Source organism: Pseudomonas sp. UME65, assembly GCF_014170225.1.
GTDB lineage: Bacteria > Pseudomonadota > Gammaproteobacteria > Pseudomonadales > Pseudomonadaceae > Aquipseudomonas > Aquipseudomonas protegens.
This window is the reverse complement of record NZ_LZZQ01000003.1, coordinates 22,730-48,175: the sequence shown is the minus strand read 5'-3', so window position 1 is coordinate 48,175 and position 25,446 is coordinate 22,730. Positions and strand designations below refer to the sequence as shown.

General features: G+C 64.9%; 16 protein-coding genes. 2 read left to right on the top strand and 14 right to left on the bottom strand.

Going from position 1 to position 25,446, the window contains the following annotated elements; all coding sequences use genetic code 11:
• Nucleotides 1-12: 12 nt before the first annotated feature.
• The 12 genes from A9971_RS00735 to A9971_RS00680 all read right to left on the bottom strand — a co-directional run bounded on the left by A9971_RS00735 (nucleotide 13) and on the right by A9971_RS00680 (nucleotide 16,165).
• On the bottom strand, nucleotides 13-1,839 hold the full coding sequence (locus tag A9971_RS00735; RefSeq protein ID WP_015637224.1) for a hypothetical protein: 1,827 nt from the start codon (nucleotides 1,837-1,839) through the stop codon (nucleotides 13-15).
• Nucleotides 1,840-1,842: 3 nt separating this feature from the next.
• A complete protein-coding gene (locus A9971_RS00730; RefSeq protein WP_015637223.1) occupies nucleotides 1,843-3,129 on the bottom strand; it encodes a hypothetical protein in 1,287 nt (428 codons plus the stop codon).
• A 13-nt stretch (nucleotides 3,130-3,142) separates the two neighbouring features.
• Nucleotides 3,143-4,084 (bottom strand): hypothetical protein, encoded by a 942-nt coding sequence (locus tag A9971_RS00725; protein WP_103291422.1) that lies wholly within the window; start codon nucleotides 4,082-4,084, stop codon nucleotides 3,143-3,145.
• Between the two features lie 66 nt (nucleotides 4,085-4,150).
• Complete coding sequence (locus A9971_RS00720) at nucleotides 4,151-6,562, bottom strand: hypothetical protein (RefSeq protein WP_183001556.1); 2,412 nt, start codon at nucleotides 6,560-6,562, stop codon at nucleotides 4,151-4,153.
• Nucleotides 6,563-6,572: 10 nt separating this feature from the next.
• Entirely contained in the window at nucleotides 6,573-7,754 is a 1,182-nt protein-coding gene (locus tag A9971_RS00715) for a hypothetical protein (protein WP_011063761.1), read from the bottom strand.
• Nucleotides 7,733-9,178 (bottom strand): alkaline phosphatase family protein, encoded by a 1,446-nt coding sequence (locus tag A9971_RS00710; protein ID WP_015637220.1) that lies wholly within the window; start codon nucleotides 9,176-9,178, stop codon nucleotides 7,733-7,735. Before A9971_RS00710 ends, A9971_RS00715 begins: the two co-directional genes overlap by 22 nt.
• Nucleotides 9,168-10,406, bottom strand: a complete 1,239-nt coding sequence (eboE, locus tag A9971_RS00705; RefSeq protein WP_065363599.1) for a metabolite traffic protein EboE — start codon at nucleotides 10,404-10,406, stop codon at nucleotides 9,168-9,170. Before eboE ends, A9971_RS00710 begins: the two co-directional genes overlap by 11 nt.
• Nucleotides 10,403-11,287 carry a TatD family hydrolase gene (locus tag A9971_RS00700; RefSeq protein ID WP_011063758.1) on the bottom strand — a complete coding sequence of 295 codons (885 nt, stop codon included), beginning with the start codon at nucleotides 11,285-11,287 and terminating at the stop codon, nucleotides 10,403-10,405. The genes eboE and A9971_RS00700 overlap by 4 nt, the downstream gene beginning before the upstream one ends.
• A gap of 51 nt (nucleotides 11,288-11,338) precedes the next feature.
• Nucleotides 11,339-12,106 (bottom strand): EboA domain-containing protein, encoded by a 768-nt coding sequence (locus tag A9971_RS00695; RefSeq protein ID WP_183001555.1) that lies wholly within the window; start codon nucleotides 12,104-12,106, stop codon nucleotides 11,339-11,341.
• Nucleotides 12,103-12,987 carry a UbiA family prenyltransferase gene (locus A9971_RS00690; protein WP_011063756.1) on the bottom strand — a complete coding sequence of 295 codons (885 nt, stop codon included), beginning with the start codon at nucleotides 12,985-12,987 and terminating at the stop codon, nucleotides 12,103-12,105. The genes A9971_RS00695 and A9971_RS00690 overlap by 4 nt, the downstream gene beginning before the upstream one ends.
• Entirely contained in the window at nucleotides 12,984-14,867 is a 1,884-nt protein-coding gene (locus A9971_RS00685) for a 3-dehydroquinate synthase (RefSeq protein ID WP_183001554.1), read from the bottom strand. Before A9971_RS00685 ends, A9971_RS00690 begins: the two co-directional genes overlap by 4 nt.
• A 731-nt stretch (nucleotides 14,868-15,598) precedes the next feature.
• Complete coding sequence (locus A9971_RS00680) at nucleotides 15,599-16,165, bottom strand: cysteine hydrolase family protein (RefSeq protein ID WP_011063754.1); 567 nt, start codon at nucleotides 16,163-16,165, stop codon at nucleotides 15,599-15,601.
• A gap of 159 nt (nucleotides 16,166-16,324) precedes the next feature.
• Here A9971_RS00680 and A9971_RS00675 point away from each other — a divergent pair, with 159 nt between their 5' ends.
• Nucleotides 16,325-17,266: a GlxA family transcriptional regulator gene (locus A9971_RS00675; protein ID WP_217438384.1), complete on the top strand. Its 942-nt coding sequence runs from the start codon at nucleotides 16,325-16,327 to the stop codon at nucleotides 17,264-17,266.
• 16 nt (nucleotides 17,267-17,282) lie between these two features.
• On the opposite strand, the gene A9971_RS00670 is transcribed toward A9971_RS00675, so the two are convergent.
• Entirely contained in the window at nucleotides 17,283-18,494 is a 1,212-nt protein-coding gene (locus A9971_RS00670) for an MFS transporter (RefSeq protein ID WP_041120030.1), read from the bottom strand.
• Nucleotides 18,495-18,707: 213 nt separating this feature from the next.
• Between A9971_RS00670 and A9971_RS00665 the strand changes: the two genes are divergently transcribed.
• On the top strand, nucleotides 18,708-20,813 hold the full coding sequence (locus A9971_RS00665) for a mechanosensitive ion channel family protein (RefSeq protein WP_183001553.1): 2,106 nt from the start codon (nucleotides 18,708-18,710) through the stop codon (nucleotides 20,811-20,813).
• 213 nt (nucleotides 20,814-21,026) lie between these two features.
• On the opposite strand, the gene A9971_RS00660 is transcribed toward A9971_RS00665, so the two are convergent.
• On the bottom strand, nucleotides 21,027-25,313 hold the full coding sequence (locus A9971_RS00660) for a DEAD/DEAH box helicase (protein ID WP_183001552.1): 4,287 nt from the start codon (nucleotides 25,311-25,313) through the stop codon (nucleotides 21,027-21,029).
• Nucleotides 25,314-25,446: the final 133 nt, after the last annotated feature.

Genomic DNA, 25,446 nt, shown 5'->3' with positions numbered 1-25,446 from the left:
TCTTCTCCTTGTTCAAGGCTGCCAGGGCGTGCCGTTGAGGTAGGCGGTCAGCAGGGAGCGTTGGCTTGGCGACATCGAACGCACCACGGACATGTACAAGGTGGTGTTCTGGTACTCGGGGGATATCCGGGCCAGGATCGCCTGTTTGTAACCCATCACCGCGTCGGGCTGATTGAGCTGGATGTAGCGCGACATGGCGGGGAAGGCCAGGTAATGAAAGCGCAGCACGTTTTGAAACGCCTGTTCCCAGGTGACGATGCTGCCTGTTGGAACGCCGAAGTCGCTCCAGGCGTACTTGCGGAAGTTGCTGAAGCTCTGGGTCAGAGGGTTGTTGTCGATGGTGTAGGTCAGTGTGGTGAAGCCAGCCTGGGTATTGGAACCGGCGACGGGAACGACGTTGAAACTCACCGAAGGTTGACCGGCCGGCACCGTTACCGAGTTCGGAAGCTCCAGGAAGTTCCAGTAGCGGTTGGCTTGATAGACGGCGGTCGCCGAGGCATCGATGCTGATCGGCGTAGCCTTCTGCACCGGCGCTCCCAGATAACGGACTTGCAAGGTGATCTGCACGCCTGTGCTGTCGGGATCGAGGTAGGTGTTGCGCTGATCGCTGTAGACCCGATAGGGGCATTCGGGGGCCGACAGCGCCGGGTTGCGGGTGGTCCCGGGGGCACTAATGCACAAGGGCGTGCTCTGCACCACCTGTGTCTGGGTCGAGTTGAGCGGCACGTCGATGATGCCGCCGTACCGGTAGTAGTCTTGCAGCAGCGGATTGCTGGGCTCGAAGCTCGCCAGGGGCGTGGTTCCGGCCGCGATGGTGACGGTCCCGAAGTCGGCGTTGGGGCCGATGGGGCTGGTGATGTCGTCGCGTACAGCCCTGAACGTCTGCTTGGGGATCAGGTTGACCATGTCGATGCTCAGTTGCCCGTTGGCGACCTCGGCATAGGCCACGCTGTTGATGTTCAGGTCTTTGTCGGCATTGATGATTTGGCGGCCCGGCGGACAGATCTGCGGCTCATCGGTAAACGCCGTGGCCAGGGTACCGATGACCCGGCCGATGCTCGGGTTCGGGCTGAACTGGTTGGCTGCGTAGTCGGCATTCAGTTGCTCGGTGGTCAGGGTCGGACACATTTCGAACATCACGAAACGCAGCACGATCCCGGTAGCGTTGGGCGCCTCGATCAGGGCCCGGAGTCCGGCACTTTCCTTGTTGTAGCTGACGATGCTGCTCAGCGGAAAGGTCAGTTGAAAGGTGCCGCTGGCGTGGAAGGAGCCCGGCGAGTCCATGGTTGCAGGTTCCAGCACCCGGGTATTGAGGTCGAAACTGCTGCACACGGTATCCCAGCGAATCAAGAGCTGAGGCGTGTTGCCGTTGCCGATCTGCAGGCCTCCGACAAAGATCTGGGTCGTGGTGCTGGCTGTGGGGTCCAGGTCGACCATCATTGGGCCGGAGTAGGGACCTTGTCCGGTGCCGGGGGTCACGGAGCCGAGCAGGTAAACCGGCTGTCCGACCATATCCCCTTCCAGCGCAATGTTGCCCGGGGTGCCTTGGGAACTGATCAGCGCGTTGTGCAGCGTCACCACGTGTTCGCCATAGTGGTTCCAGCCGCCGGCCGTGTACCGACTGTTGGGGCCGATTCTCGGGTCCGGGGCGTTGATCAGTTGGTACAGGTGCTCATCGCTATAGGTCTTGGCCTGGTCCGCCACGGTCGAGGTGGTCAGGTCGAACAGCTCAAGGGAGGTGGCGATGCCATTGGGCAAGGTCGGTGAGTTGTTTGGCACGCTGACGTCGGTAGAGATGCCGCCCCAGAAGTTCAGTCGGGGTCCATTCAATATGCTCATGATCTATTCCTTATCCTTGGCGACGCTGGTGACTGGGGCTTGGGCGAATCTGAACAGGAAGGAGAAGTCGCTCTTGTACTGGCTGTTGAGCGGTGCGGCCATGGAATGGCAGTTCATGCAGCTGCTGTTGGTCTGGATGTAACTTTCCATGGTGACGTTGGCCGACAGTGATGGCGTTGGTTGCCCCAAGGGGTTGCCGGGGTTATCCGGCGACTGCGGGCGTTGGGTGGTGATCAACTGGTAGTACTTGAACACGCTTTGCTGTACCTGCGGATCGCCCTGGTATTGGGTATTGATCTGCTGGGTGACGTCCGTGATCGGGGTGACCCGGTTCAGCGGGTCCGGGGTACTGAAGCTGTTACCGGGTTTTGGGGTACAGACCATTTGTCCAGCTTGTTGCTGCCACAGGCAGGGGGATTGGTTGAGGCTTTCGGCGGGCGCCTTGGCGTTGAAGTAGGAGTAGAAAATCCCCGAGACCGGTTGGTCCACCCAACGGCCCCCCAGCTGGGTCTTGGGAGGCACGTTGTCGACCTGCTCGAAGGTCGACCAGACCCACTGCGGGAACCCCTCCACCTTGCTGATGATGTGCAACCCCACCAATCCCAAAGTGGCCTCGGTGGTGCCGTTGGGCTGTCCCTGACTGTCGAACTGGGTGACCAGGGCCTTCATTGTCAGATAGCGGCTGCTGTCGTCGGCGCTGCTGAGGATGCGCCAACTGCTCTTGATCTCGCCGGCGTTGTTGGGAAAGCTGATGTTCTTCGCTGCGTTGACGACCACCGCGTTGTAGAAGTCGTTATCGACGATGTAGTTGTAGGAGACCTCGTTGGCGGCGATGTCGTAGTAGGTCGGGTTGCCGCGCTGGTCAATCAGCCAGCCGCCCACCGCCTGGTTGTCCGCTTGCACCACCTGGGTGTTCTTGACCGCGGCGATGTTGATCAGGCTGAGATTTCTGCGGGGCAGTTGCGAGTTCCAGAGGCCCGGATTCTTGGCCCCGGGGAGGAAGGTCTCGCTGACGCTCTTGTAGGTCTGCCACACGGTATCGCCAGGGCTGCCCAGGGGCTTGCTGCAATCGGCCACTCCGCGCTGTCCCGCCTGGGCCGGCCAGTTCAGGTTGATGAACATCTTCCAGCTGTATTGATCGAAAGCCTGCTGCGACGCGCCCGCAGCAGGCACCGCAGCCGTGGGCGGGCAGCTGGTCTGCGGCGCCGCTGCGCTGGGCTGCAGGGCGCTGGCCTGCTGGCTGCCCAGGCCAAGCAACAACAGGGCGGTGAAACGGCTCCAAGGGTTCATGAGGCGGCTCCTGTCATGGCGAGGGGGGCGAAAGTTGGTTCCACTGCGGCCGCGCACCGTTCTTCAGCGATGGCGGTGGCGTGAAGAGCTGGCAGTCCGGCGGGTTGGCCGGGCACATCTTCGCCACCTGGTCCCAGGTCTTGGCCGGATTTGGTTTCTCGGTGCGCCAGTTGAGGTAGTTCTGGCTGACGATTGGCGCGTTGGCGACGCTCTCGTCACCGGAGAAATAGAACGATTGTGGATGCTGATAGGCCGGCTGGCCCGGGCCGTCGCTGCTGGCTTTCTTGTAGAACGCATAGCCGAACAGAATCGGGCTCGGCTGGACCGGGATCTCCAGCGCGTAGGCCTGCACGCTGCCATCCAGATGCTGGCTGCGGGCGGCGCTGTAGGGCAGGTGCTTGATGAAGTCCCGGCGCGGCGGGTGGTTCATGGGCGAGAACATGCAGCAGGCCGGCATGTCCTTTGGCCGGTCCTCGGGGTAGGTGAGGAAGTAGGCCTTGTTGCCCAGGGAAACGAAGGAGCAGGTGTAGTTGTTGTCCTTGATCGGGAAGATCGGCAGGCAGTACTTCTCGTAGTGCTCCATCATCGCCCCGGTGCCGTCCTTGTCGGCCGGCACATAGTCGTTGTCGTAGTAGCTGGTGCCCCGGGACACGGTGTAGTCGGCCGGCTCCAGGGTGCTGGGCGGGCTGCTGTAGGGCGGTGGGTTCTTCACGTAGTTGGCGGTGACCCGGTACATGATCCAGTCACTGACCCAGGTTGCCGGGTAGAGCGGATCGGCCGGCTCGCCGGGTTTGCGCTTGGCGATGCAGTTGTTGGTCTTGGCGTCGCACCCCCGGTCGTTGTGCACGCCCATGTTGAAGTAGACGTTGTCGGGGTAGGTCTCGGCCCATAGCGTTTGGCTGGCGCTCAGCAGGCTGGCGGCCAACAGCAGTTGCTTGAAGAGACTGGCGTTCATCTGACACTCCTTTGAAAGCGCCGGGCGACGGGGTCGCCCGGCATTCCATGGGCTGGCCTTTGCGGCTCAGCCGTGGGGGTAGTCGCTGAGTTTCAGCGGGATCGGTGGGTAGCCCTTGCTCACCAGGTCCTGGGCCCAGATCTCCAGCACCCTGCGCCGGCTTTGCGGCAGGTCCCGGGTGATCGGCATGGCCAGGGTGCTTTCCTCCTGGTAGTCCTTGCTGATCAGTACGATGAACTGGTTGATCGCGCCCTCGATGCGTTGCAGGGAGTTGAGCGGCATGAACTTGTTCATGATCGGGTAGAGGTAATAGAAAGGCTGGAGGATTCTGGGGAAGATGAACTCCTTCCAGATCCGCACGCTGGCGTCGTCCTGGGTGCACACCCGGTTCCAGCAGTCGATGAAGTCCTTGAGCATCTCCGGCTCCTGGGGCAGGACCCGCAGGGGCGCAAGGAAGTCGGTGTAGGCGTCGGTGTAGTTGAAGCTGAAGGGCACCGGCGGTTGCTGCTGGCCGTCCTGGATGAAGAAGCGCAAGGTCGGGAAGCCGGCCGCCACGGCCTTGACCGATACCTGGGCGATGCCATTGGCGTCGGTCAGGATCTGCGCCAGGCTGTACTGCACGGTGGCGTTCAGCGGGTCTGCCAGGGTGCCGCTGCATGCCTGCCCATTGGTGAACTGCAGGCGGGGGCTCAGGGCCGCGGCCGAGGGCGTGGTCAGGAAGCTCTGGTAGAGCATGGGCTCGGATGGCTCGCTGTCCTCGACGTTCAGCACCGCGCTGAGCCGGCGGCCGCTGCCCACATGCAACAGGCTTTCAGCGGTCTGGGTGCCGACGAACTGCGGTCGGTTCGACGTGTTGCTCCCGGGGTCCTTCGGGTAGTTGTTGAACAGGGTGAAGTTGGCCGCGTTACTGAAGGCCAGGTAATAGTCGCTGGTGGTCAGCATGTAGGCGTTGTTGTACTCCGCCACCCACAGCACGGTGCCCGCGGGCGCGGGCTGGCCGTCGTACTGCACCATGATGCTCAGGACCCGGGTGTCGCCCACATCGATGAAGCAGCCGCTGTCGAGGACCTCGGCGGTCCACATATTCTGGGCGGCGGCGACCAGTTCCTGGCTGCCCTGCAACTGCAGCTCCAGGGCGCCCTGTTGCAACGCGGCCTGGTCGGCGGGGCTGATGGGCAGGTCCAGCAGGCCGGCGCGCTTGTCGAAGGCGGTCTGGCGATACTGTTCGAAGCCAAAGCTGGCGACTTTGTGGAAAGCGCCGCCAGTGGGCCGTACCCCGATGTCGTAATCACCGGCCAGGTATTTCCCGGGCACCGGAATTCCCTGGCTCAGGTCAGTGTTGGTGGGCGGCAGTGCGGCGCTGTCTCCGGCGGGATAGAACGGAAAGGTATTGCCCAGGTCCAGGGACAGGGTGTTGTCGTGCACTTGGGCGCTGATCACCCCCAGGGTCATGGCCGCAGGCTTGGTGTCTCTGGGAACCGCCTTGCACACCGGTACCGGGGCCTTGGGTTCCAGGCGCCGGCCAGCCGGAGCGGTGGGGTATTCATTGTCGAACCACAGGCCCAGAGTACCGGCGGTGCGGCTGTAGGCCGGGTTGAAGAAGATGTCGGCGACGTTATCCAGGCCCTTCTGGTACATCGCCTGCAGCGCGGCCATGGCTTCGGGCGTCTTGGAGTGGCTGTCCACCACCGGGAAGTCGTTGAAGATGCCGTTCTTGTCGTAGAAGGTCAGGTAGGTGGTGAACCGGAACATCAGGCCCTTGGCGTTCTGGTTGATCATCTCCTGTTGCAGGGTCTTCAGCAGTTGCGAGTCGCCGACGATCCACTGCAGCTGGTCTTTCGGGAAGCAGGTCTGCCAGGTGGTAGTTACGTAGCTCAAGCCGCCGAAGGCCCCCCAGTTGAAGTTGAGGAAGCGGTCGAGCATGCGGTACCGGCGCTTCAAGGTCAGGCCGCAGGTGGCGTCCCCCAGTACCAGTTTGTCGAAGTACAGGGCGGTGAAGGTGTTCTGCCAGGGGCTGATATCGACGAAGCGCGCGGCTGTGGGCGCGGCGCTGCCGAACGGGTTGCCCTGCAACTGGTAACACTTGTTCACCAGCGGGTCGTTGTCGATGTAGGTGTTGGCCTGGAACTCGCCACCGACGATCACCGAGCGGGTCTGCTCGTAGTCGACCAAGCCGCAGGCGTTGTCGCCGAACAGGTCCCATTCGGCGGGAATCATCGGGTAGCCACTGGGCGAGCCATTGGTGGGCACCTGCAGCACGTAGTCCGGCACGTTCTCGTAGGCCAGCGGGGCGATGGTCCAGGGCATCAGCTGTTGCGGGGCGTTCTGGTCGTTGATCCCGTAGTAGGACAGGAACGGCCAGTTCATGCGCATCTTCACCGCGTCATATAGCGGGAAAACGTCGTTGTTGTTGGCCGTCGGTGGGTTCCAGAACATGTGGCCATTGAAGTAGATCCGGGGAAAGTTCAAGACGCTCATGAGCTGCTCCTTAGCGCTGCCACTGGGCGCGTTTGAGCGACCAGACGTAGTCCAGTTTCTGGTAGCCGACGAAGTCGGAGTCCGGTAGTACGGTGGTGGGGTAGACGATCCCGCCATCCTCTTTCAAGGCGAAGTTGAAGTAGGTGTTGTTGCTCGAATAGGCCGCGGTGTTGTGGCAGGCCAGGCACGAGGAGTGGCTCTGGAAGGCTGATTCCAGCTGGGAGTTGGCCAGCAGCTTGGGCTCGGCCTGGGCCTGGTCGTACTGCACGCCGATCAACTCGTACTGGGCCAGCGTGGGGTTCTGCTGCTGGAAGGTGGCATTCACCGGCTGGGCCGCGTCAGTGGGCCCGGTGATGTTGGTCATGGGCTTGGCCGGCGTGCCGTTGGTCACGGTGTACTTGCTGTTGTTGCGGTTCTCGAAGGTGGTCCAGACCCAGTCGTGGGTCAGCTTGTTGATGACGTGCATGCCGCTGAGGCCGGCGTAGCCGGTGTGGTATTGGCCCTGCTTGTCGACGTAGTAGGCCTGGGCGATGAAGTAGCCATCCTTTGCCAGTTGCGCCTGGAAGGTGCTATCGCTGCCGATCCACAACCAGGAGGTCTTCAGCTCCCAGGCCGTGGCGGGAAAGTTCAGGCTGCTGGTCAGGGCGGCAATGCCGTTCCGGTTGTAGATCTTCTGCTGGACGATGTAGTTGAAGGTGTCCTGGCCCATCAACATGTGAAAACGCACCGACTGGCCCCGTTGCGCTTCCGGCACCTGGTTGCCCATTTCCAGGGCCAGGCCATCGACCTGCTGGGTGCCGTTGTCGGTGCTGCCGTCGGTGTCGTTGCCCAGGTTGAGGAACAGCCCGCTGGTGTTCATGCCCGGGATCTTCTGCGCCTGGGTCTGCACCTGGCTCGGCAGGTTGGCCTGGGTGCTGTAGGGCTGGGGAGCCTGCCCCTTGCTCAGGTAGACCTCATCGGATGGTTTGAACGTCTCCCAGAGCCGCTCCGGGCTACCGGAGCCGGCCGGCTGGTTGAGGCACACAAACCAGTTCCATGCCATGGTTTCCGGGCTCTGCTTGAAGGTGCTCAGGGTGCCGGCCTGGTCACCATTGAACGTCAGGAAGTTGCTGCAATTGAAGGCGGGCGTGGTCTGTGCGTGAGCGAGGCCGCTCAACACACCGAGCACGACTATAGGGATGGTTCGCCGCATGGAATCTCCTTGGCCTGAGCCGTATCGTCATAGGGGCGCCCTAGGAAATGCTCTAGGAGCAGGTGCTTTACCGCGGTGGCCGGCAGGTGCGCCGGCAGGGGTAAATCGCAATCGGTGATGAGCAGGGGCCCTGCCTCGGCACTGCTGGGCAAGCGTCCGTGGCTGCCGCGAATCAGTGAGGTGTCCAGGGGAATCAGGTCCATGTAGTAGCGAAAGCCGAGCTTCTTCTGCAGCAGCCGGCGAGCGACCCGCAGCTTGGGAAAGCGGATCGCCGGGTCGATGAACAGCTCCAGTGGGTCGTAGCCCGGCTTGCGGTGGATATCCACAGTGCGGGCGAAATCCGGGGCCAGGCGGTCGTCGAACCAGTAGTAGTAATCGAACCAGAAGCCCGGGGCGGCCACCGCCACCAGCTCGCCGCTGCGTGGGTGATCGAGCTGGCAGGCCCGCTGCTCGCTCCTGTCCAGCACCTGCTCGATACCGGGCTGGCGCAGCAGCAGGGCCTTGACCCGGGCAATGTCCTCGGGCTGGCGCACATAGACGTGGGCGATCTGGTGGTCGACCACGGCGAAGGCCGCGCTGGCGCCGGGGTCCAGCAGCTCCCAGCTCAGTGAACGACGTACCTGCAGCAGACCTTGCTCGCGCAGCACGCGGTTGATCGAGATGGACTGCTGCACCGCCTCGATGCCGTATTCGGAGACCAGCATCACGGCCGCGCCTTGCTGCTGGGCAAAATCCAGCAGGCGCCCGACTTCATGGTCGATGGCCCGCACTTCGTCGCTGATGGACGGATGCTCCGGCCCCAGGCGTTGCAGGCTGTAGTCCAGGTGCGGCAGGTAGATCAGTTGCAGGTCGGGGCGGCTGATCTGGAACTCGGCGATGGCGCAGTCGACGATCCAGCGGCTGGAGGCAATCCCCGCGGCCGGGCCCCAGAAGCTCGGAAAGGGGAACTCGCCGATCTGCTGTTCGATGCGTTCGTGCAGCCCCGGAGGCGACGAATAGAGGCCGAACATCTTGCGCCCGTCGGCCGGGTAGTGGGGGCGCGGGGTGATGGCTGCCTCCACCTGGGCATACATGTTGAACCACCAGAACAGCTGGCTGCAGCGCAGGCCGGGGATCTCCCGTTGCAGCGCCTGCCAGACCTTTTCACCCTGGATCAGCGCGTTGGGCTGCAGCCAGAAACGCACCTCGGCCTGATCGCGGAAATACCAGCCGTTGCCGACGATGCCGTGTTCCGAAGGCGGCAGCCCGGTGAGGATCGAGGCCTGCACGGTGGAGGTCACGGCGGGGAACACCGGGCGCAGCCGGGCCATCCGCGCCCGTTGCAGCAGGTTGTTGATCCGCGGCGTGGCCGGCCCCAGCAGGCTGGGTGTCAGGCCCACCACATTGATCAGCAGCAAGGGCTGGCGCGGGCGTTCAGAAGGCATGGGCCGGAGCCTCCAGGGCAGACGAGTGGGTACGCAGCAGATGCCGCTGGCGCAGTTGGCCCTCGACCCATTGCAGCTCGGCGGCGATGCCTTGCAGCAAGGCCTGCTCGCTGTCCGGGCGCAGCGCACCGGGCAGTACGTTCCAGCTGTAGGTTTCCACCTCCAGCACCGGCTGGAAGTTCGGGTGCGCGGCGAGAAAGTCGAAGGTGCGCAGCAAGGCCTGCTGGCTGCCGCTGAGCTCGGCCAGTAGAAACTGTTCGCTGAACAGCGGCACATGGAAGTGAATGCGCAACTCGGGGCATTGCCCCTGGGCCGGTTCGGCGGCGTCCAGGGCCCCGGGCAGGTCGGCCCAGGCCAGTAGCTGCCCGGCCAGATCCCGGGCCTTGACCTGATGCAGGTAGGTGGCTTCGGCGAAGTTGCCCAGGGCCTGCAGTACCTGCTGGCGGCGTGGGCGATCGGCAAACGGCAACTGGCAGATCAGGGCGTTGGACAGCTGGATCTTGCCCACCGGAACCCGCGCATCCAGCAGCCGTTGCAGGGATTGGTAGCAGTCTTCGAAGACCACCGCCTGATGGCAGACGTCGAAGCACAGCGCCAGGTAGCCATGATGGGGATCGGTGGCCTGCCAGTGCTTGAAAAAGGCCAGGGCCTGATCGGTGTTTTCCAGCACGCAATCCGGCTCCATCTCCAGGCACACCAGGATCTTCCTGCCGCTGCTGCGATGCAGGCTGGCCAGCTCGGCGGTCAGTTGCCGCAGGTGGGTTTCGGCCTGTTGCTGCTGGGCCTCGTCCCAGGTGGCGGCATAACCGAAGGGCACGCTGGAAATCACCCCCTGCTGGCAATCCAGGGGCAGAGCGGCGGCCAGCAGATGCGCCAGTTGCAGGCTGTATTCCAGGCGCTGGGGTTCGGCCCAGGTGGGCCGGTAGACCTCGGCCTTAACTGCGCCTTCATGGAACTGGCCATAGGGGAAACCGTTGAGCGAGGTCAGGCGCAGGCCACAATCGTGCAGCAGTTCGATGAAGGCCTCGCGCACCTCGGGCACCTGTAGTTCGGCGGCGGCCTGGGCGCTGATCCACAGGCCGCTGTCCTGCACCGCCAGCCCACGCTGACGCCGCACGCCCTGGAAATGTTCCTGGATCGACGCCCGCAGGCCGGCCACGTCACGGGCCGGGTGCACGTTGCTGCAGTAGCCGATCTGCGCGGCGTTCCAGCCGGCCCGGGCACTCATTTGACCACCGGTTCCTGGCCCCTCAGGGCCGAGTTGTCCTGCCACTGGCGGCGCTGGTCGATCGGCAGCGGGGTGCTCACCAGTTGCTTGTCCAACTGCCCGCTCTGGGCGAAGAAATCCACCGGGTTGTGGAACAGCACCTGCTCCACCTGGGCTTCGCTGAAGCCGGCGGCGAGCATGGCCTGGCCGGTCTTGGGCACTTTGAGCGGGTCGCTGATGCCCCAATCGGCAGCGCTGTTGACCACCATTTTTTCGCTGCCGTATTCCTGCAGCAGGGCCACCATGCGCTGTTCCGACATCTTGGTGTTGGGGTAGATCGAGTGCCCGCGCCAGCAGTCGCTGTCCAGCACCAGGGGCAGGGTCAATTCGTTGAGGTGGTCGATGATCACCAGGTTTTCGGCGATCCCCACCTCGCGGATCACCGCCAGGGTGCGCTTGGTGCCGCCGATCTTGTCGCGGTGCGGGGTGTGCACCAGCACCGGCAGGTTGAACTGTCTGGCCAGTTCCAGTTGCGCGGCGAGAAAGCGATCTTCTTCCGGGGTGATGTCGTCGTAGCCGATTTCCCCTACCGCTACCACGCCGTCCTTGACCAGGTAACGCGGCAGGATCTCCAGCACTTCGTTAGCCACCGACAGGTCGTTGGCTTCCTTGGGGTTGAGGCCGATGGTGCAGAAATGGTGGATGCCGAACATGCTGGCGCGAAAGCGCTCCCAGCCCAGCAGGGTGTCGAAGTAGTCGATGAAGCTGCCGACGCTGGTGCGCGCCTGGCCTTGCCAGAACGCAGGCTCGATGACCCCGGTGATGCCGGCGGCGGCCATGTTCTGGTAGTCGTCGGTGGTGCGGCTGACCATATGAATGTGCGGGTCGAAGTACTTCGCCATGGTGGCTCCTTGCTTGAGTGCGGGAAAAATCGTGGGCTCAGCTGCCGGGGGTCAACCGCCTGCCGGGAAGTGGTCGCGCCAGTGCGCAGGCAATCGTCCCTGCTGGTACAGGCCTCGCAGGCGCTGCAGCTGGGCCTGGCTCAACAGCTCGAAGGCAATGGCCTGGGGCAGGCCGTCGGCGACCTCGCGTTCGGCGGCCAGCTGTTCTTCCATCAGGTCCAGGGCCAACTGGTTGAGGTCGACGCTGCGCCGTTCTGCCAGGCCTTGGATGTGGCGGCTGTCCAGGCCCATGCCCAGGGTCTTGAGCACCAGCTGGTGGAAGGCCCGTTCCGGGTAGTGGCGCGCGGCAAAGGGGTTGTCCAGGGCGATGGCGGCGAACACCTCGCGGTTGTTGGTGCGCCCGGCCTGGAGCGCCAGGTCGAGGCTGGCCCCCTGGCTGTCGAGGTCATCCAGGGCCTTGAGCAGGGCAGCCTTTTCCTGGTCGTCGCCCCAGAGAAACAGCTGGCGCAACAGGGCCAGTTGCCCGGCGCCGGCCTGCTGCTCCAGCAACTGGGCCAGCAGTAGCGCCCGGGCCAGTTGAGTGCAGTTGCAGTCCGGGCTGGGGGCCTGCGGTGCGCTGGCCAAGCGGCGCCGACACTGACTGCTGAGCAGCATCAGGGTGTTGGCCGAGGGCTGCCGGGCCAGTTGTTCCCGGGCTTGCTGCCACCAGCTTCGGCTGTCGTCGTCCAGATGCCGTTCCAGCAATTGCTGGCGCTCGGCGAAGGCACCATGGCGAATGGCAAGCGCCGGCGGTGCAGGGGCGATGGGGTCCATGTTCATGTCGGCTTGATCCAGCGTTGAAGGTGGGGAAGCAGAAAGAACACCAGCACACACAGCAGGCTGCCCAAGGGCTGGTTGGCCACCGCCAGCACCAGGGCGTCGAACAGCGGCAGGGCGGCCAGCCCGGCACCGATGAAGGCGCGGACCTGCCGTTGTTGCGGGTTGGCCAGGTGGCGCTGGTAGTGCCAGCCCAACCAGCCCAGCCACAGCAGCAGGACCAGCCAGAACACGCTGTTGCCGGCATAGGCGGCCAGGAGCAGAGGGCTGAGCATGAGCAGCAGCGGCAGGCGGCTGAGCAACTGGTTGCGATGCTCCAGGCGGGCCAGGTAGGTCAAGCCGGCGATGTAGGTGCCCAGCAGCGCGGCGCACAGCCACAATGGCTGGGGCGGCATGGCCAGGCTGGCGGCGGCGGTCAGGTACAACGCCGAGCGGCAGCCGCCCATCAGCCAGACGCTGTGGGGATATTTCTTGTGCAGAAGGTTGTAGCCAAGGATAAACAGCAGCAGCAATCCGGCGCTGGCCAGCAGCCAGTGGGGCTGGGCAATCATCCGGCTCAGGCCGAGGACCGCCAGCGCCGCCAGCAGCAGCAGCGCGGCAGTGGCCAGGCGGACCTGGGCGCGGCTGACCAGGCCGAGAACGATCGGCCGCGGGTTGTGGTGCTGCTGGTCCCAGTCGGCGTCCATCAGGTCGTTGAGCAGCATGCCCGCCAGGTACAGCGCCGAGAGCGCCACCAGCAGCAGGGTCCAGACCAGCGGCGAGGGCGGCGCCAGGGTGGTAGCGCTGCTGGCCAGCAGCGCGGCGGCCAGGGCATTGGTCCATACCGTTGGCAGGTTGGAGACCCGGCCCAGGGTCAGCCAGGTGGTCAGCGACGATTGGATCATTGCGCGCACCCCGGGCCCCAGGCGAAATCCGGCCCGCCGAAACCCGCCAGGCGCAGCAGGGCCTGTTCCATCAGCGGCATGTCGATCTGGTGCACATCCACCGACTGGCCCAGGCGGTTGAGCAACGGGATCGACAGCTGGCCCCCCAGGTGCTGGCGGAACTCTTCCAGGCCCACCAGGATCGGCGAACGCCCCTGGTTGTCCCGCAGGCTCAGTTCCGGCGGGCAGAGGTTGAAGCCGAGCCTGTCCAGCAGTCGCAGCAGGCGCTGGCAGTCGGCGTCGGACAGCAGGCCGCTGGCGTTGGCATACAGCGCATCCAGGGCCATGCCCACGGCCACCGCTTCACCGTGGCGCAAGCGATGCTGGCTGAGGTTCTCCAGCTTGTGGGCGGCCCAGTGCCCGTAGTCCAGGGGGCGGCCATTGCCCCGTTCGAACGGATCGCCGGCACCGGTGATATGGCCCAGGTGCAGTTCGGCGCAGCGGCGAATGGCGTAGCGGCTGGCGTTGTGCTCGAAGCCGGCCAGGGCTTCGGCCTGCTGCTCCATCCACTGGAAGAACGCGGCATCCTTGATCACCGCGACCTTGACCGCTTCGGCCAGGCCGGCAATCTGGTCCCGGTGGGAAAGGCTGAGCAGCAGCTGGAAGTCGTTGATCACCGCTGTGGCCGGGTAGAAGGCCCCCAGCAGGTTTTTCTGGGCGAAGGCGTTGATGCCATTCTTCACCCCGATGCCGGCATCGTTCTGCGCCAGCACGGTGGACGGGATGCGGATCAGGCGCATGCCCCGGTGGAAGGTGGCGCAGGCATAGCCCACTGCGTCCAGCACTGCGCCGCCGCCCAGGGCCAGCACATAGCAGTGGCGATCCAGGCCGTGTTCCAGCATCTGCGCGTACAGCTGCTGGAGCACGTCCGGGGTCTTGCTCAATTCGCCGGCCGGCACCGCGATCGGTGCGGCCTGCAGATGCAGGTCGGCGGCGTGGGCGCTGAAGTAGTGGTCGATCTGCAGCGGCAACTGGGGCGAGCACAGCAGCAGTTGTTCATCGACAAATACCAGCACCGTGGTGCGCCCCGGGTTCTGCCGGGTCAGTTGCTGGTGCAGGCAGGGGTTGTCGGCCTGGAAGATGTGATCGGTGAACAGCACCGGGTAGTGGTAGCTCACCTGGAAGCGGCCCTCCAGAGACTGCGCCTGATCGTACCGGGGCTGGGCCAGGCGGCTCTTGAACAGGCTGCGGGTGCCGAGGAACAGCCCGGGCAGCACCATGCTGGCGAGAATGGTTGCCAGCAGGGCGTTCTGTTCCACCAGCAGGCTGCCGATGGCGGCATAGGCCAGGGCCAGCCCGGCGTTGGCCAGGGTGGTGACCAGGAGAAACTGGCGCAGCGGATAACGTTGCATGCCGGCGGCCAGCACCGAGGTTTCTGCCAGCACCGGCACGCCACGCAGGCACACGAGCGACAGGGTGCTGAGGCGATAGGCCAGTTGCCCGGGTTGCCAGGTCCTGAGCCCCAGCCAATTGGACAGCAGGCGGAAGTAGCCGGCCCCCAGCCAGTAGCCAAGGCTGGCCCCCAGGCACAGGCCGATGAAGATCACCAGGTAGCCGCCAATGGCGCCCAGGGCCGCCACGGCCAGCAGTGCCACCAGGCTGGAGGGCACGGGTAGCAGCACGTCCAGGGCCAACAGGGTTACCAGCAACAGGGCCAGGCTCAGGCGCTGTACGGGATCGGTGGGAAGGAAGGTGCCCAGGTGACTCAGCAGCTGTTGGATCTGCTGTTCAAACAACAGGAAACTGGCGATAACCAGGATCGAGAATAGTAATAACGAGAGCCAGTAATTTTCGGCCGCACCCTTGAGTGAAAAGGCACGAGACAACGAGCTGCGCTTCATCAAGCGTCCCTCTTGATTGATATGACTGGATTCCGTGTCAGTGTCAGCTGGGTAGGGCAGGAGGGCGTCTGGTTATTGAATTCCTCGACGGTTTTTATTGATCTTCTGGCGGCTGAAGAACACTTCAGTGGCGAGTAGCTATCAACTTAGTCAAGGCCGAGGGTTTTGCAAGTAAGTTGAATGAAGTGGCCTGCAAGGCATTTTTATGGCCTCAGGGGAAAGTGCGTGTTTAGTCCGGGACGGCTCCGCTGAACGTCTTGCAAGAAGTCTGATGGAGGCTGTTCTTGCTCAATGAATGCTGGGGGTGGTATAGGCGGTGGGGCTGTTTTTTACTTTGCTATAAATATTATGAAAATTGGATATATAGAAAAAATCGTTTCATGAAAGCGCACTAAGTCATGTGCGAGGGCAGCTCTTGATGGATTTTTACAAATGTTTCAAATCAGGTTTTGAAATAACGGATTAACCCTTGATTACTATTAGTCAGCTATTTAATGGCTTGCTTATTAATGGGGAGTTATTTAGTTGTTCCATAGAGCTGTCCGAGCGGGTTGTCGGGGAGTGTTTTTTTGTTAATAGGAATCATTCGTGCGCATTGTGGTTAACTTGTAGGTCCTGCAACTATTGGCATTTGCCGCTATTAACCTCTCGGTAAACAGCGGCGAACTTAATCCGGGAAATGCCTGGTGCCATGAAGTTGCGGTGAGCCACGGCTCACCGCTTGCGGGTGATCAAGCCGCAGGGGCCTGCCCGGCCGCCAGAAACTGCTCGGTGGACAGCACGCTGGCATAGGCGAACGCCAGGGCCGCCATCACCGCACTTTGTACCTGGGCGGCGGGCACGCGCTGGCCAGCGAACTCCAGGTCGAGAGTGGCACAGGCGTCATGGATTACCTTGACCGGGTAGCCCAGGTCGGCAGCGGCCCGGGCAGTGCCTTCCACACACATGTGGCTCATGTTGCCGACGATCACCAGTTCTTCGATGCCCTGCCGCGTGAGCAGCGATTGCAGCTCGGTGTCGCGGAATGCGTTGACGAAATGCTTGAGCACCACCGGCTCATCGGCGTGGTTCTGGACCTTGGGGTGCAACTGCGCACCTGGGGAGCCGGGAGTGAAGAAGGGAGCGTCGTCGGAGGTGAATTCGTGGCGGATGTGCACCACAGGTTCAGCGTTCTGGCGAAATGCCTGGATCAGCCGGGCGGCGTTGTCCGCTGCAGCGTCGACGCCGATCAGGGGCCACTTGCCGTCGGCGAAGTAGTCGTTCTGGATATCGATTACGATGAGTGCCTGTCTGGCCATGGGTAATACCTGCGGGTGAGTGATTGACGTGGGAGCCAGTATCGCCATCGGTCGTTCCTTCGAGGATTGGCCGCACCGACATTAACCGGGGGAAAACTGACAGTGGGTATTCAAGGCACGCACGCCGAATTGGGGGTACTGCTCTATCCCGGTGTGCAGATGGCGGCGGTACATGGCCTGAGCGACTTGTTCGAGGTGGCCAACCGGATTGCCGGCGAACAGCCGCAGGCGCAGTTGCCGCGGTTGCGCGTCAGCCACTGGCAGGCCAGCGGCGAACTGCCTCCGGTGCGGGTCCACGACAGCCTGGCCGAAGCCCCCGGGGCCTTGTTGGCGGTATTGATCCCGCCTTCGCTGGCGGGCTTCTCAAGCCATCAGTCATCTGCCGCCCTGATGGACTGGCTGCGCCAGCAACACGCCGCCGGAGCCACCCTGGGCGGGGTCTGTGTGGGCTCGATCCTGCTGGCCGAAAGCGGCCTGCTCGATGGCCGCAGCGCCACCACCCACTGGACCTCGGCCCAGGCCTTCGCCGAGCGTTACCCACAGGTGCGCCTGGAAGCGGACAAACCCATTGTCGATGACGGCGACCTGATCACCAGCGCCGGGCTGATGGCCTGGGCCGAGCTTGGTCTGCGCCTGGTGAACCGCTTGCTGGGGCCGAGCATCGCCAGTGCCACGGCGCGCTTTCTGGTGATGGAACACAGTGCCAGCGCGAGCCAGTGCGGCAGCAATTTCGCACCGATCCTCAGCCACGGCGACGGGGCGATTCTCAAGCTCCAGCACTGGTTGCAGGCCAATGGCGCGGTGGATGTTTCGCTGCCGGTGATGGCGCAGCAGGCGGGGCTTGAGCCGCGCACCTTGCTGCGGCGCTTCCGGGCGGCCACCGGCCTCAAGCCGACCCAGTACTGTCAGCACCTGCGGGTGGGCAAGGCCCGGGAACTGCTGGAGTTCACCAACGGCAGCATCGATCACATCGCCTGGACCGTGGGTTATCAGGACCCTGCCACCTTTCGCAGCCTGTTCCGGAAAATCACCGGGCTGGCGCCCAGTGAATATCGCAATCGCTTCGGTGCCACCTCAACGGCTGCAAGCCGGGTACCGTAACCCGGCTGCGGCCTGTTCAGTGGCCGGCCACTGCCCGGACGCTGCCGCCGGCCGGCGCGAACGCTAGCGGGTTGCGGCGATCCAGGTGGCCGCTCAAGACGGTCAGGGCCAGGGCCACCAGCACCACCAGCGCGCCGATCCAGGCGGTGTGGATCAGCCCCAGGTGAGCGACGATCAAGCCCCCCAGCCAGGCTCCACCGGCAATCCCCAGGTTGAAGGCGGCAATGTTCAGGCCGGACGCCACGTCCACCGCCTGGGGTGTGTAGTGCTCGGCCTGACGTACCACATAGACCTGCAGCCCCGGTACGTTGCCAAACGCCACCGCGCCCCACAGCAGCACGGTCAGCAGCGCCAGCCATGGGTTGCCGGCGGTGAGGCTGAGCATCAGCAGCACCGCGGCGAGCAGGGCGAAGATGATCTTCAGGGCGCCGATCGGTCCGCGCCGGTCCGCCAGCTTGCCGCCCCAGATATTGCCCACCGCCACCGACACGCCGTACACCAGCAGCACCAGGCTCACGGTGCCGGCGCTGAAGCCGGAAATGTCCTGGAGGATCGGCGCCAGGAAGGTGAAGGCGATGAACGAGCCGCCGTAGCCCACCGCGGTCATGGCGTACACCAGCAGCAGGCGCGGTTGCTTGAGCACCTGCAGTTGTTGCAGCAGCGACGCCGGCGGGCGGTGGGTAATGTTCTTCGGCACGAACAGCAGGCTGCCGATAAAGGCGATCACCCCCAGGGCGGACACTGCGAGGAAGGTTTCGCGCCAGCCCAGATGCTGGCCGATAAAGGTGCCCAGGGGTACGCCGGTGACCAGGGCCACGGTGAGCCCGGTGAACATGATGGCGATCGCGCTGGCGGCTTTTTCCTTGGGCACCAGGCTGGTGGCGATGGTCGAGCCGATGGAGAAGAACACCCCGTGGGCCAGGCCCGTGACAATCCGTGCCAGCACCAGGGATTCATACCCGGGTGCCTTCCAGGCCAGCAGGTTGCCAAGGGTGAACAGCACCATCAGCGACAGCAGCAACAGCTTGCGCGGCACCTTGCCGCTGAGGGCGGTGAGCACCGGGGCGCCAATCGCCACGCCCAGAGCGTAGAGGCTGACCAGCAGGCCGGCGGACGGCAGGCTGACCCCGAGGTCGGTACCTATGGTGGGTAGCAGGCCAACGATAACGAACTCGGTCGTGCCGATGGCGAATGCGCTGAGGGTCAGCGCGAGCAGGGCAATGGGCATCACTGCAACTCCGGTGAAAGTGGGATTGGCGCGCAGTGTCCGGGTTTGACTCGTGCGGAAAAATAGCCCTATCGGCACAAGATATTTGCCTGTGGGTCAAGGATCCCGGAGCCCGTCGTTCACCGGCGCGCCGGCCCCGGGGGCAACTGAAGCGAACTTGCCGGGCGTTTGCTGATCAGTTCCTTACAGACCCTGCTGAAGGAGCCCTGCGTTGTGTTGAATTTCAAGACCGCGATCTTGCTCGGGATGCTGCTCGTTCTGGGCAGCAGCGAGCTCTGCGCCGCCACTGCCGCAACAGCCCCGGCGGCGGCCCCGGCCAAGCCGGAACTGCTGGTGGAAGGGGGCCTGCTGGGCGCCATCAGTTCGAGCATCGACGATGTCCAGGACAAGCTCGACCTCAATGAAAACCTGATCGACGCCTGGCGCCTGCGGGCCGACCGCGCGGCGGACGAAGTGGGGCGCCTGGTGAACCAACCCTCGGACCGTTCGGGCTGGAGCGTGGCCGGGGATTTCCTCACCTTGTCCGGCACCTGGCTGGGCAGCTTCGCCCTGCTCACGGTGCTGGCCGGGCTGCTGGTACGGCGGCTGAGCCAGCGGCCCTGGCTGCAAGCCCGGCCCCGAGGCCAGGGCCTGTTGGAATACCTGCTGCCTTACACCTTGCCGGCCTTGGTCTGCCTGCCGCTGACGCTTTACGTCAGCCATTCCCTGAACGGTTCGGTGGGGCGGGCGCTGGCCCTGTGCCTGGCCTATGCCACCAGCAGCGGCATCGTCTCGACCTCGGTGCTGTTGTGCCTGATCGTGATGTTCAACGTCGGGCACAAGCGGCCCGCGGTGCGGATCATCCGTGGCTACTGCCCGAAACCGCTGTTTCTGATCGGTTTCCTTGCGGCTCTCAGCGATGCCCTGACCAGCCCGCAGATCGCCCGCCAGCTGGGGGGCAATATCACCAGCAGCGTGGCGGTATTCACCGGCCTGCTGGCCTCGCTGATCTTCGCGGTGCTGGTGATCCGCCTGCGCCGGCCGGTGGCGCACCTGATCCGCAACCGCTCTCTGGCCCAGCGTCTGAAACAGCCGGCGTTGCAGGAGTCGCTGCGGATCTTTTCCGGGCTCTGGTACTGGCCGATCCTGCTGATGGTGCTGGTCTCGGCGGTGAGCCTGATCGGTGCCGGCGAGGACAGCCAGCAGGCCCTGCGCTGCGCCTTGCTGACCACCGTGCTGCTGATCGCCACGGTGTTCCTCAGCACCGTGCTGCAGCACCTGTTCAAGTCCCGTAGCGCCCAGACGATTCAGCGCAGCAGCGCCTACAAGGAGCGTTTCCTGAGCTTGTTGCACGCCCTGCTGCGGATCGTCATGGCCATCACCTTCATCGAGATCCTCGGGCGCATCTGGGGGATCTCGCTGTTCGAGTTCGCCCAGCGCAATACCGTGGGCCGGGCCATCAGCGACTCCCTGAGCAGCATCGGCCTGATCTTCCTGGTGACCTGGCTGCTGTGGGTGGTGCTCGACACAGCGATCCAGGAGGCCCTCAAGCCACCGGCCAACAAGCGTTCGGCGCGTCAGCCCAGTACCCGGGTCAAGACCATCCTGCCGCTGCTGCGCAATGCGATCAAAATCATCCTGGTGGTGATCTGCGCGATCACCACCATGGCCAACCTGGGGATCAACGTCGCGCCGCTGCTGGCCGGTGCCGGGGTGGTGGGCCTGGCCATCGGTTTCGGCTCCCAGCAACTGGTGCAGGACGTGATCACCGGCCTGTTCATCATCATCGAAGACACCCTGTCCATTGGTGACTGGGTGGTGCTCGACTCCGGCCATGCCGGCACCGTCGAGGGCCTGACCATCCGCACCCTGCGCCTGCGCGACGGCAAGGGTTTCGTGCATTCGGTGCCGTTCGGCCAGATCAAGGCGGTCACCAACCAGTCGCGGCAGTTCGCCTATGCCTTCTTCTCGGTGCAGTTCACCTACGACACCGACGTCGACAAGGCCATCGAACTGATCCGCGAAGCCGGGCGCTCCATCAGCGAGGACAGCTTCCTGCGCTACAACCTGCAAGGCGGCCTGGACGTGTTCGGGGTGGACAAGATGGACCTCAACGGCGTGGTGCTGACGGCCCAGTTCCGCACGGTGTCCGGCGGCCAGTACGCGGTGAGCCGGGCCTTCAACCAGCGTCTGAAAAAGCTTGTGGATAACTCCCCCTGGGTGCATTTCGCCCAGACTTATCCACAGCCGGTGGTGCTACCGGCGCGGCGGGTGCATGAAGACGAACCGGAACAGGACGACTCGGCGCTGCTGCTCCCCGAATCCCCACGCCCGCAATGATTGCGCAACGACGGCCAGCGTAAGGGCCGCTGGATCTGGCGCAGGGCTCACGGGCCTTTTCGCCGGCAAGCCGGCTCCTACGAGGGTGGGCGTGGATTGTCTGGAAGGGCGCCTGCTGCCTGGGTAGGAGCTGGCTTGCCAGCGAAGAGGCCGCTGGATGTGGCTCAGGGCTCACGGGCCCTTTCGCCGGCAGCCGGCTCCTTCGGGGGGAGGTCAGTGCCGGATGAGCTTGTTGCGCAGGGCCTGGGCGGCCTGGGGTTCCAGCTCCAGCCACAGGTGCTGGGTGCCGCCGATGTCGGCGGCCGCCGGCAGGCCGTCGCGGAACACCAGGCGGTTGCCGCTCAGGGCCGGGACCTTGGGCCCGGGCAGCAGGGTCCCGGCAAGGTTCAGCGGGTCGACGCCGCACACCGCGATCAGGCTGCCGTCATGGGGCCGGCGGCGCACTTCGCGCAGTAGCGGTATGGCTTCCGGCAGGGCGAACTGCTCGCCGGCCAGGCCGCTGACGAAGCGCCCGCCGCGAATTTCTCCGCGGGCTTCCAGGCGATGGAAGGTACGCAGCAAATCGCGCCAGTTGGGCAGCCAGTCGGCCTCGCGCTCCAGCAGGCGCCAGAACACCACGCCATAGCGGCGTAGCAGGGTCATGGCCACGTGCTCCAGGGTGGCGGCGCTATCCTCGCTGGCGGCGCGGCGCAACAAGGCCCAGCGCCCCGCGTCGTCCATTCCTCCGACGAAGGCGCCGCGACCCCGTCGACTGCTGCGGTTCTGGCGCTTGCTGGCCGGGGTGATCAGGGCCCGCAGCCCGGCGAAGCTGTCGGCGTTCACCCATCCGGCGCCTACCAGTTCCTGCAGCACGGTTTCCAGTTCGCTGCGCAGCAGGTGGGCTTCCTGCAGCAGTTCATCGAAAAACAGTGCGCCCAGCTGGCTCAGTACGGCGTGAACCTTCTGCGCCTTGGGTGACAGGTCATTGCTGTCGATGGGGCAGGTCAGGGCGTTCCAGAGCGCCACGCGGGCCCGGGGCAGCAACACGATAGGGGTGCTGCGCAGGGCGCTGCCGGCGATCTTGCCGCTGCTGTTGATCCGGCTCCAGACCACCTTGCCGCTGCGGCACAGGTCATCCAGCCAACTGGCGGAGTAATCCTTCAGGCGCGCCGGCAGCAGGTCGCTGTCCCAGGCCGAGGCCGCTGCGGGGTAGCCTTCGAACTGCGCGACCAGCTCGGCCAGCATGGCGCTGCCCTGGCCCTGGGTACCCGGCGACAGGTGCTGCCAGTCGAACAGAAAGCGCATGAAATCCTGCAAGGCCACCGGTTCGATTTCCCGGCGCAGGCGCTTCACCGTGTAGCGGTGGATCCGCGCCAGCAGGTGACGCTCGCACCACTGTTCTTCATCGCCGCCAGGGCTGAAGCGCCCCCGCAGCACATAACCTTCGCTCTCCAGCTGGATCAGCGCCTGGTGGATGCTGGAAGCGGGCAGGCCCAGGGGCGCGGCGATCTGCGCCAGGGTCAGGGGAGCGAAGCCGCTGAGGCGGGCGCGAATCAGCTCCACCAGGGCCGGCTGTTCCTCCCAGGCCTGGTCGAAACCGGGGACCGGTTGCAGCGCGGGTTGCAAGGCGGCCTGAGGGTACAGCGCCCGCAGACAGCAGATGCGCTCCAGGGCCAGCCACAAGCCGCCGCCCGGGCCGGCCTGCAAGCGGCAGGCGCGGCCCTGGCTGGAAAGGGCTTGCAGCCACTCGGGCCAGTGGAGGTTGGCCTGGGCCTCGGCTTCGCTGATACAGGCCAGGCTCATCAGCGCTTCGTGCATTTCATCGGCACTGGCCGGGGCTGGCCAGGCTTCGGCGGCCACCGCGGCAATCGCTTCGGCATCCAGGGCGCCCAGGTCGTCGGTGGCTTGCGGGTCGCTCCAGCGCCGGGCCAGCACCGCCTGGGTACGGCGTTCCTCCAGGGGCGCGTCATCGAGAAAGGTGTAGGGCTTGGCGCTGAGGATTTCCGCCGCCAGGGGCGAGGGCGCCGGCAGTTCGCGGCTGAGCAGGCGCACCTGGCCCTGTTCCATGCGCCGCAGCAGGTTCAACCAGCCTTCGCTGTCCATGGCTTCGTGCAGGCAGTCGTCGAGGGTCTGCTCCACCAGCGGATGGTCGGGAATCTCGCGCTCGCCGGCCAGGTTTTCCAGGCAGGCGATCTGGTCGGGAAACACGCTGGCGATCAGGTCTTCGCTTTTCATGCGCTGGATCTGCGGCGGCACTTTGCGCCCGCCGCTGTAGCGCGGCAGGGCTAGCGCCACTCCGGCGTTCCAGCGCCAGCGCACGCCGAACAGCGGTGCGTCCAGCAGCGCCTGGACCAGGATGTGTTCGGCGCTGTTGCTGTGCAGGTAACGCCAGACCTCGTCCAGGGCGAAGCTGTGGCTGGTGGACAGGGAAAGGACGATCGCGTCCTCGCTGGCGGCCGCCTGCAATTCGAAATTGAAGGTGCGGCAGAAACGCTTGCGCAGGGCCAGGCCCCAGGCGCGGTTGATGCGGCTGCCGAAGGGGCTGTGGATCACCAGTTGGGTGCCGCCGGACTCGTCGAAGAAGCGCTCCATGATCAGCGTGTCCTGGGACGGCAGCGCGCCCAGGGCCAGGCGCGCCGGTGCCAGGTAATCCACCAGTTGCTCGGCGCTGGCCAGGTTCAGGCCCAGTTCGTGGTGCAACCAGTGGATGGCCGCTTGCAACTGGCCGGGCGTGGCGCCGAGCAACTCGTCGAGTTGGGCCAGCAGGCGCGCCACGGCACCGGAGAGTTCGGCGCTGCGCCCGGGGGCTTCGCCGAGCCAGAAGGGAATGTTCGGCGGCTGGCCCTGGGCATCCTCGACCCGCACCTTGCCGGTTTCCACCCGCAGGATGCGATAGGAGGTGTTGCCCAGCTGGAACACGTCGCCGGCAATGCTTTCCACGGCGAAGTCTTCGTTGACGCTGCCAATGTTCAGCCCCTGGGGCTCCAGCAGCACGCTGTAGTCGGCGTTGTCGGGGATGGTCCCGCCGCTGGTCAGCGCGGTCAGTTGGGCGCCTCGGCGCCCGCGCAGGGTGCGGGCCAGGGCGTCGCGGTGCAGGTAGGCGCTGCGCAGGCCCTGGCGCCCGTTGAAGCCCTCGGCGAGCATCTGCAACAGCGCCTGGTAGTGGGCCTGATCCAGGTCGGCGTAGGGCGCGGCCTGGCGCAGCATGTCCAGCAGCGCGGCTTCCGACCACTCCTGGCAGCTGACTTCAGCGACGATCTGCTGGGCCAGCACATCCAGGGGGGCATGGGGAATCAGTAGAGTGTCCAGTTCGCCCCGGCGCACGCAGTCGAGCAGGGCGGCGCATTCGATCAGGTCGTCGCGGGTCAGGGCGAACAACCGGCCCTTGGGCGTGCCGCCCACCTGGTGACCGGAGCGGCCGACCCGCTGCAGAAAGGCCGAGATCGAGCGCGGCGAGCCGATCTGGCACACCAGGTCGACATCACCGATATCGATCCCCAGCTCCAGGGAAGCGGTAGCGATCAGCACTTGCAGGTCGCCGGCCTTGAGCCGCTGCTCGGCTTCCAGGCGCTGCTCCTTGGCCAGGCTGCCGTGGTGCGCGGCCACCGCCTGCTTGCCCAGGCGCTCGCTGAGGTGGCGGGCCAGGCGCTCGGCCAGGCGCCGGGTGTTGACGAATATCAGCGTGGTGCGGTGTTCCCTGGCCAGGTTGGCGAGGCGCTCGTACACCAGCTCCCAGACGTCAGTGGCCATGACCGCCGACAGCGGCACCGGCGGCACTTCGATGTCCAGGTCCCGGGGCCGGGCGTGGCCGATATCGACGATTTCGCAAGGGCGGCCGTGGCCCACCAGAAAGCGCGACACGGCTTCGATGGGCTTCTGCGTGGCGGACAGGCCGATGCGCAGCAAGGGTTCGGCGCACAAGGCCTGCAAGCGTTCCAGGCTCAGGGCCAGGTGGCTGCCGCGCTTGCTGCCGGCCAGGGCGTGGATTTCGTCGACGATCACGCTGCGGGTGCTGGCCAGCATCCTGCGGCCGGAATCCGAGCCCAGCAGCACGTAGAGGGATTCCGGGGTGGTGACGAGGATCTGCGGCGCGCTCTTGCGCATGGCGTTGCGGTCTTTCTGCGGAGTATCGCCGGTGCGCACCGCGGTGCTGATGGACAGTTCCGGCAGGCCCATGCGGCGCAATTGCTCGGTGATGCCCGCCAGTGGCTGCTGCAGGTTGATCTGAATGTCATTGCTCAAGGCCTTGAGTGGCGACACATACACCACCAGGGTGGCGTCCGGCAGCTGGCCACCGCCGGCCAGCCCCTGGCGCACCAGGTCATCGATCACTGCGAGAAAGGCGGTCAGGGTCTTGCCGGAGCCGGTGGGCGCGGCGATCAGGGTCGAGCGGCGCTGGGCGATCAGCGGCCAGGCGCGGGCCTGGGCCGGGGTCACAGCGGCAAAGGTATGCTTGAACCAGGCGCTGACAGCGGGGTGGAAGCCGTCCAGCACCGGATTCACGGATTGGGCAAGGTTCATGGATGGATTTATGCGGCCGCATCCGGCAACTTGCAAGCACCGTTGATTCCATGGGGCCTCGACACTTTCTGAGTGACGCTTGCGCCACAAACCCGCAAAATGCAACGATTCCGGCAATTATCGACGGCCAGCC

What these genes read in the sequence shown, in the direction of transcription:
- A9971_RS00695 (WP_183001555.1), bottom strand. Translation starts at nt 12,106, where the DNA reads ATGAACATGGACCCCATCGCCCCTGCACCGCCGGCGCTTGCCATTCGC.
- A9971_RS00680 (WP_011063754.1), bottom strand. Translation starts at nt 16,165, where the DNA reads ATGGCCAGACAGGCACTCATCGTAATCGATATCCAGAACGACTACTTC.
- A9971_RS00735 (WP_015637224.1), bottom strand. Translation starts at nt 1,839, where the DNA reads ATGAGCATATTGAATGGACCCCGACTGAACTTCTGGGGCGGCATCTCT.
- A9971_RS00670 (WP_041120030.1), bottom strand. Translation starts at nt 18,494, where the DNA reads ATGCCCATTGCCCTGCTCGCGCTGACCCTCAGCGCATTCGCCATCGGC.
- A9971_RS00715 (WP_011063761.1), bottom strand. Translation starts at nt 7,754, where the DNA reads ATGCGGCGAACCATCCCTATAGTCGTGCTCGGTGTGTTGAGCGGCCTC.
- A9971_RS00660 (WP_183001552.1), bottom strand. Translation starts at nt 25,313, where the DNA reads ATGAACCTTGCCCAATCCGTGAATCCGGTGCTGGACGGCTTCCACCCC.
- A9971_RS00710 (WP_015637220.1), bottom strand. Translation starts at nt 9,178, where the DNA reads ATGCCTTCTGAACGCCCGCGCCAGCCCTTGCTGCTGATCAATGTGGTG.
- A9971_RS00720 (WP_183001556.1), bottom strand. Translation starts at nt 6,562, where the DNA reads ATGAGCGTCTTGAACTTTCCCCGGATCTACTTCAATGGCCACATGTTC.
- A9971_RS00700 (WP_011063758.1), bottom strand. Translation starts at nt 11,287, where the DNA reads ATGGCGAAGTACTTCGACCCGCACATTCATATGGTCAGCCGCACCACC.
- A9971_RS00685 (WP_183001554.1), bottom strand. Translation starts at nt 14,867, where the DNA reads ATGAAGCGCAGCTCGTTGTCTCGTGCCTTTTCACTCAAGGGTGCGGCC.
- A9971_RS00730 (WP_015637223.1), bottom strand. Translation starts at nt 3,129, where the DNA reads ATGAACCCTTGGAGCCGTTTCACCGCCCTGTTGTTGCTTGGCCTGGGC.
- A9971_RS00675 (WP_217438384.1), top strand. Translation starts at nt 16,325, where the DNA reads ATGGCGGCGGTACATGGCCTGAGCGACTTGTTCGAGGTGGCCAACCGG.
- A9971_RS00690 (WP_011063756.1), bottom strand. Translation starts at nt 12,987, where the DNA reads ATGATCCAATCGTCGCTGACCACCTGGCTGACCCTGGGCCGGGTCTCC.
- A9971_RS00725 (WP_103291422.1), bottom strand. Translation starts at nt 4,084, where the DNA reads ATGAACGCCAGTCTCTTCAAGCAACTGCTGTTGGCCGCCAGCCTGCTG.
- eboE (WP_065363599.1), bottom strand. Translation starts at nt 10,406, where the DNA reads ATGAGTGCCCGGGCCGGCTGGAACGCCGCGCAGATCGGCTACTGCAGC.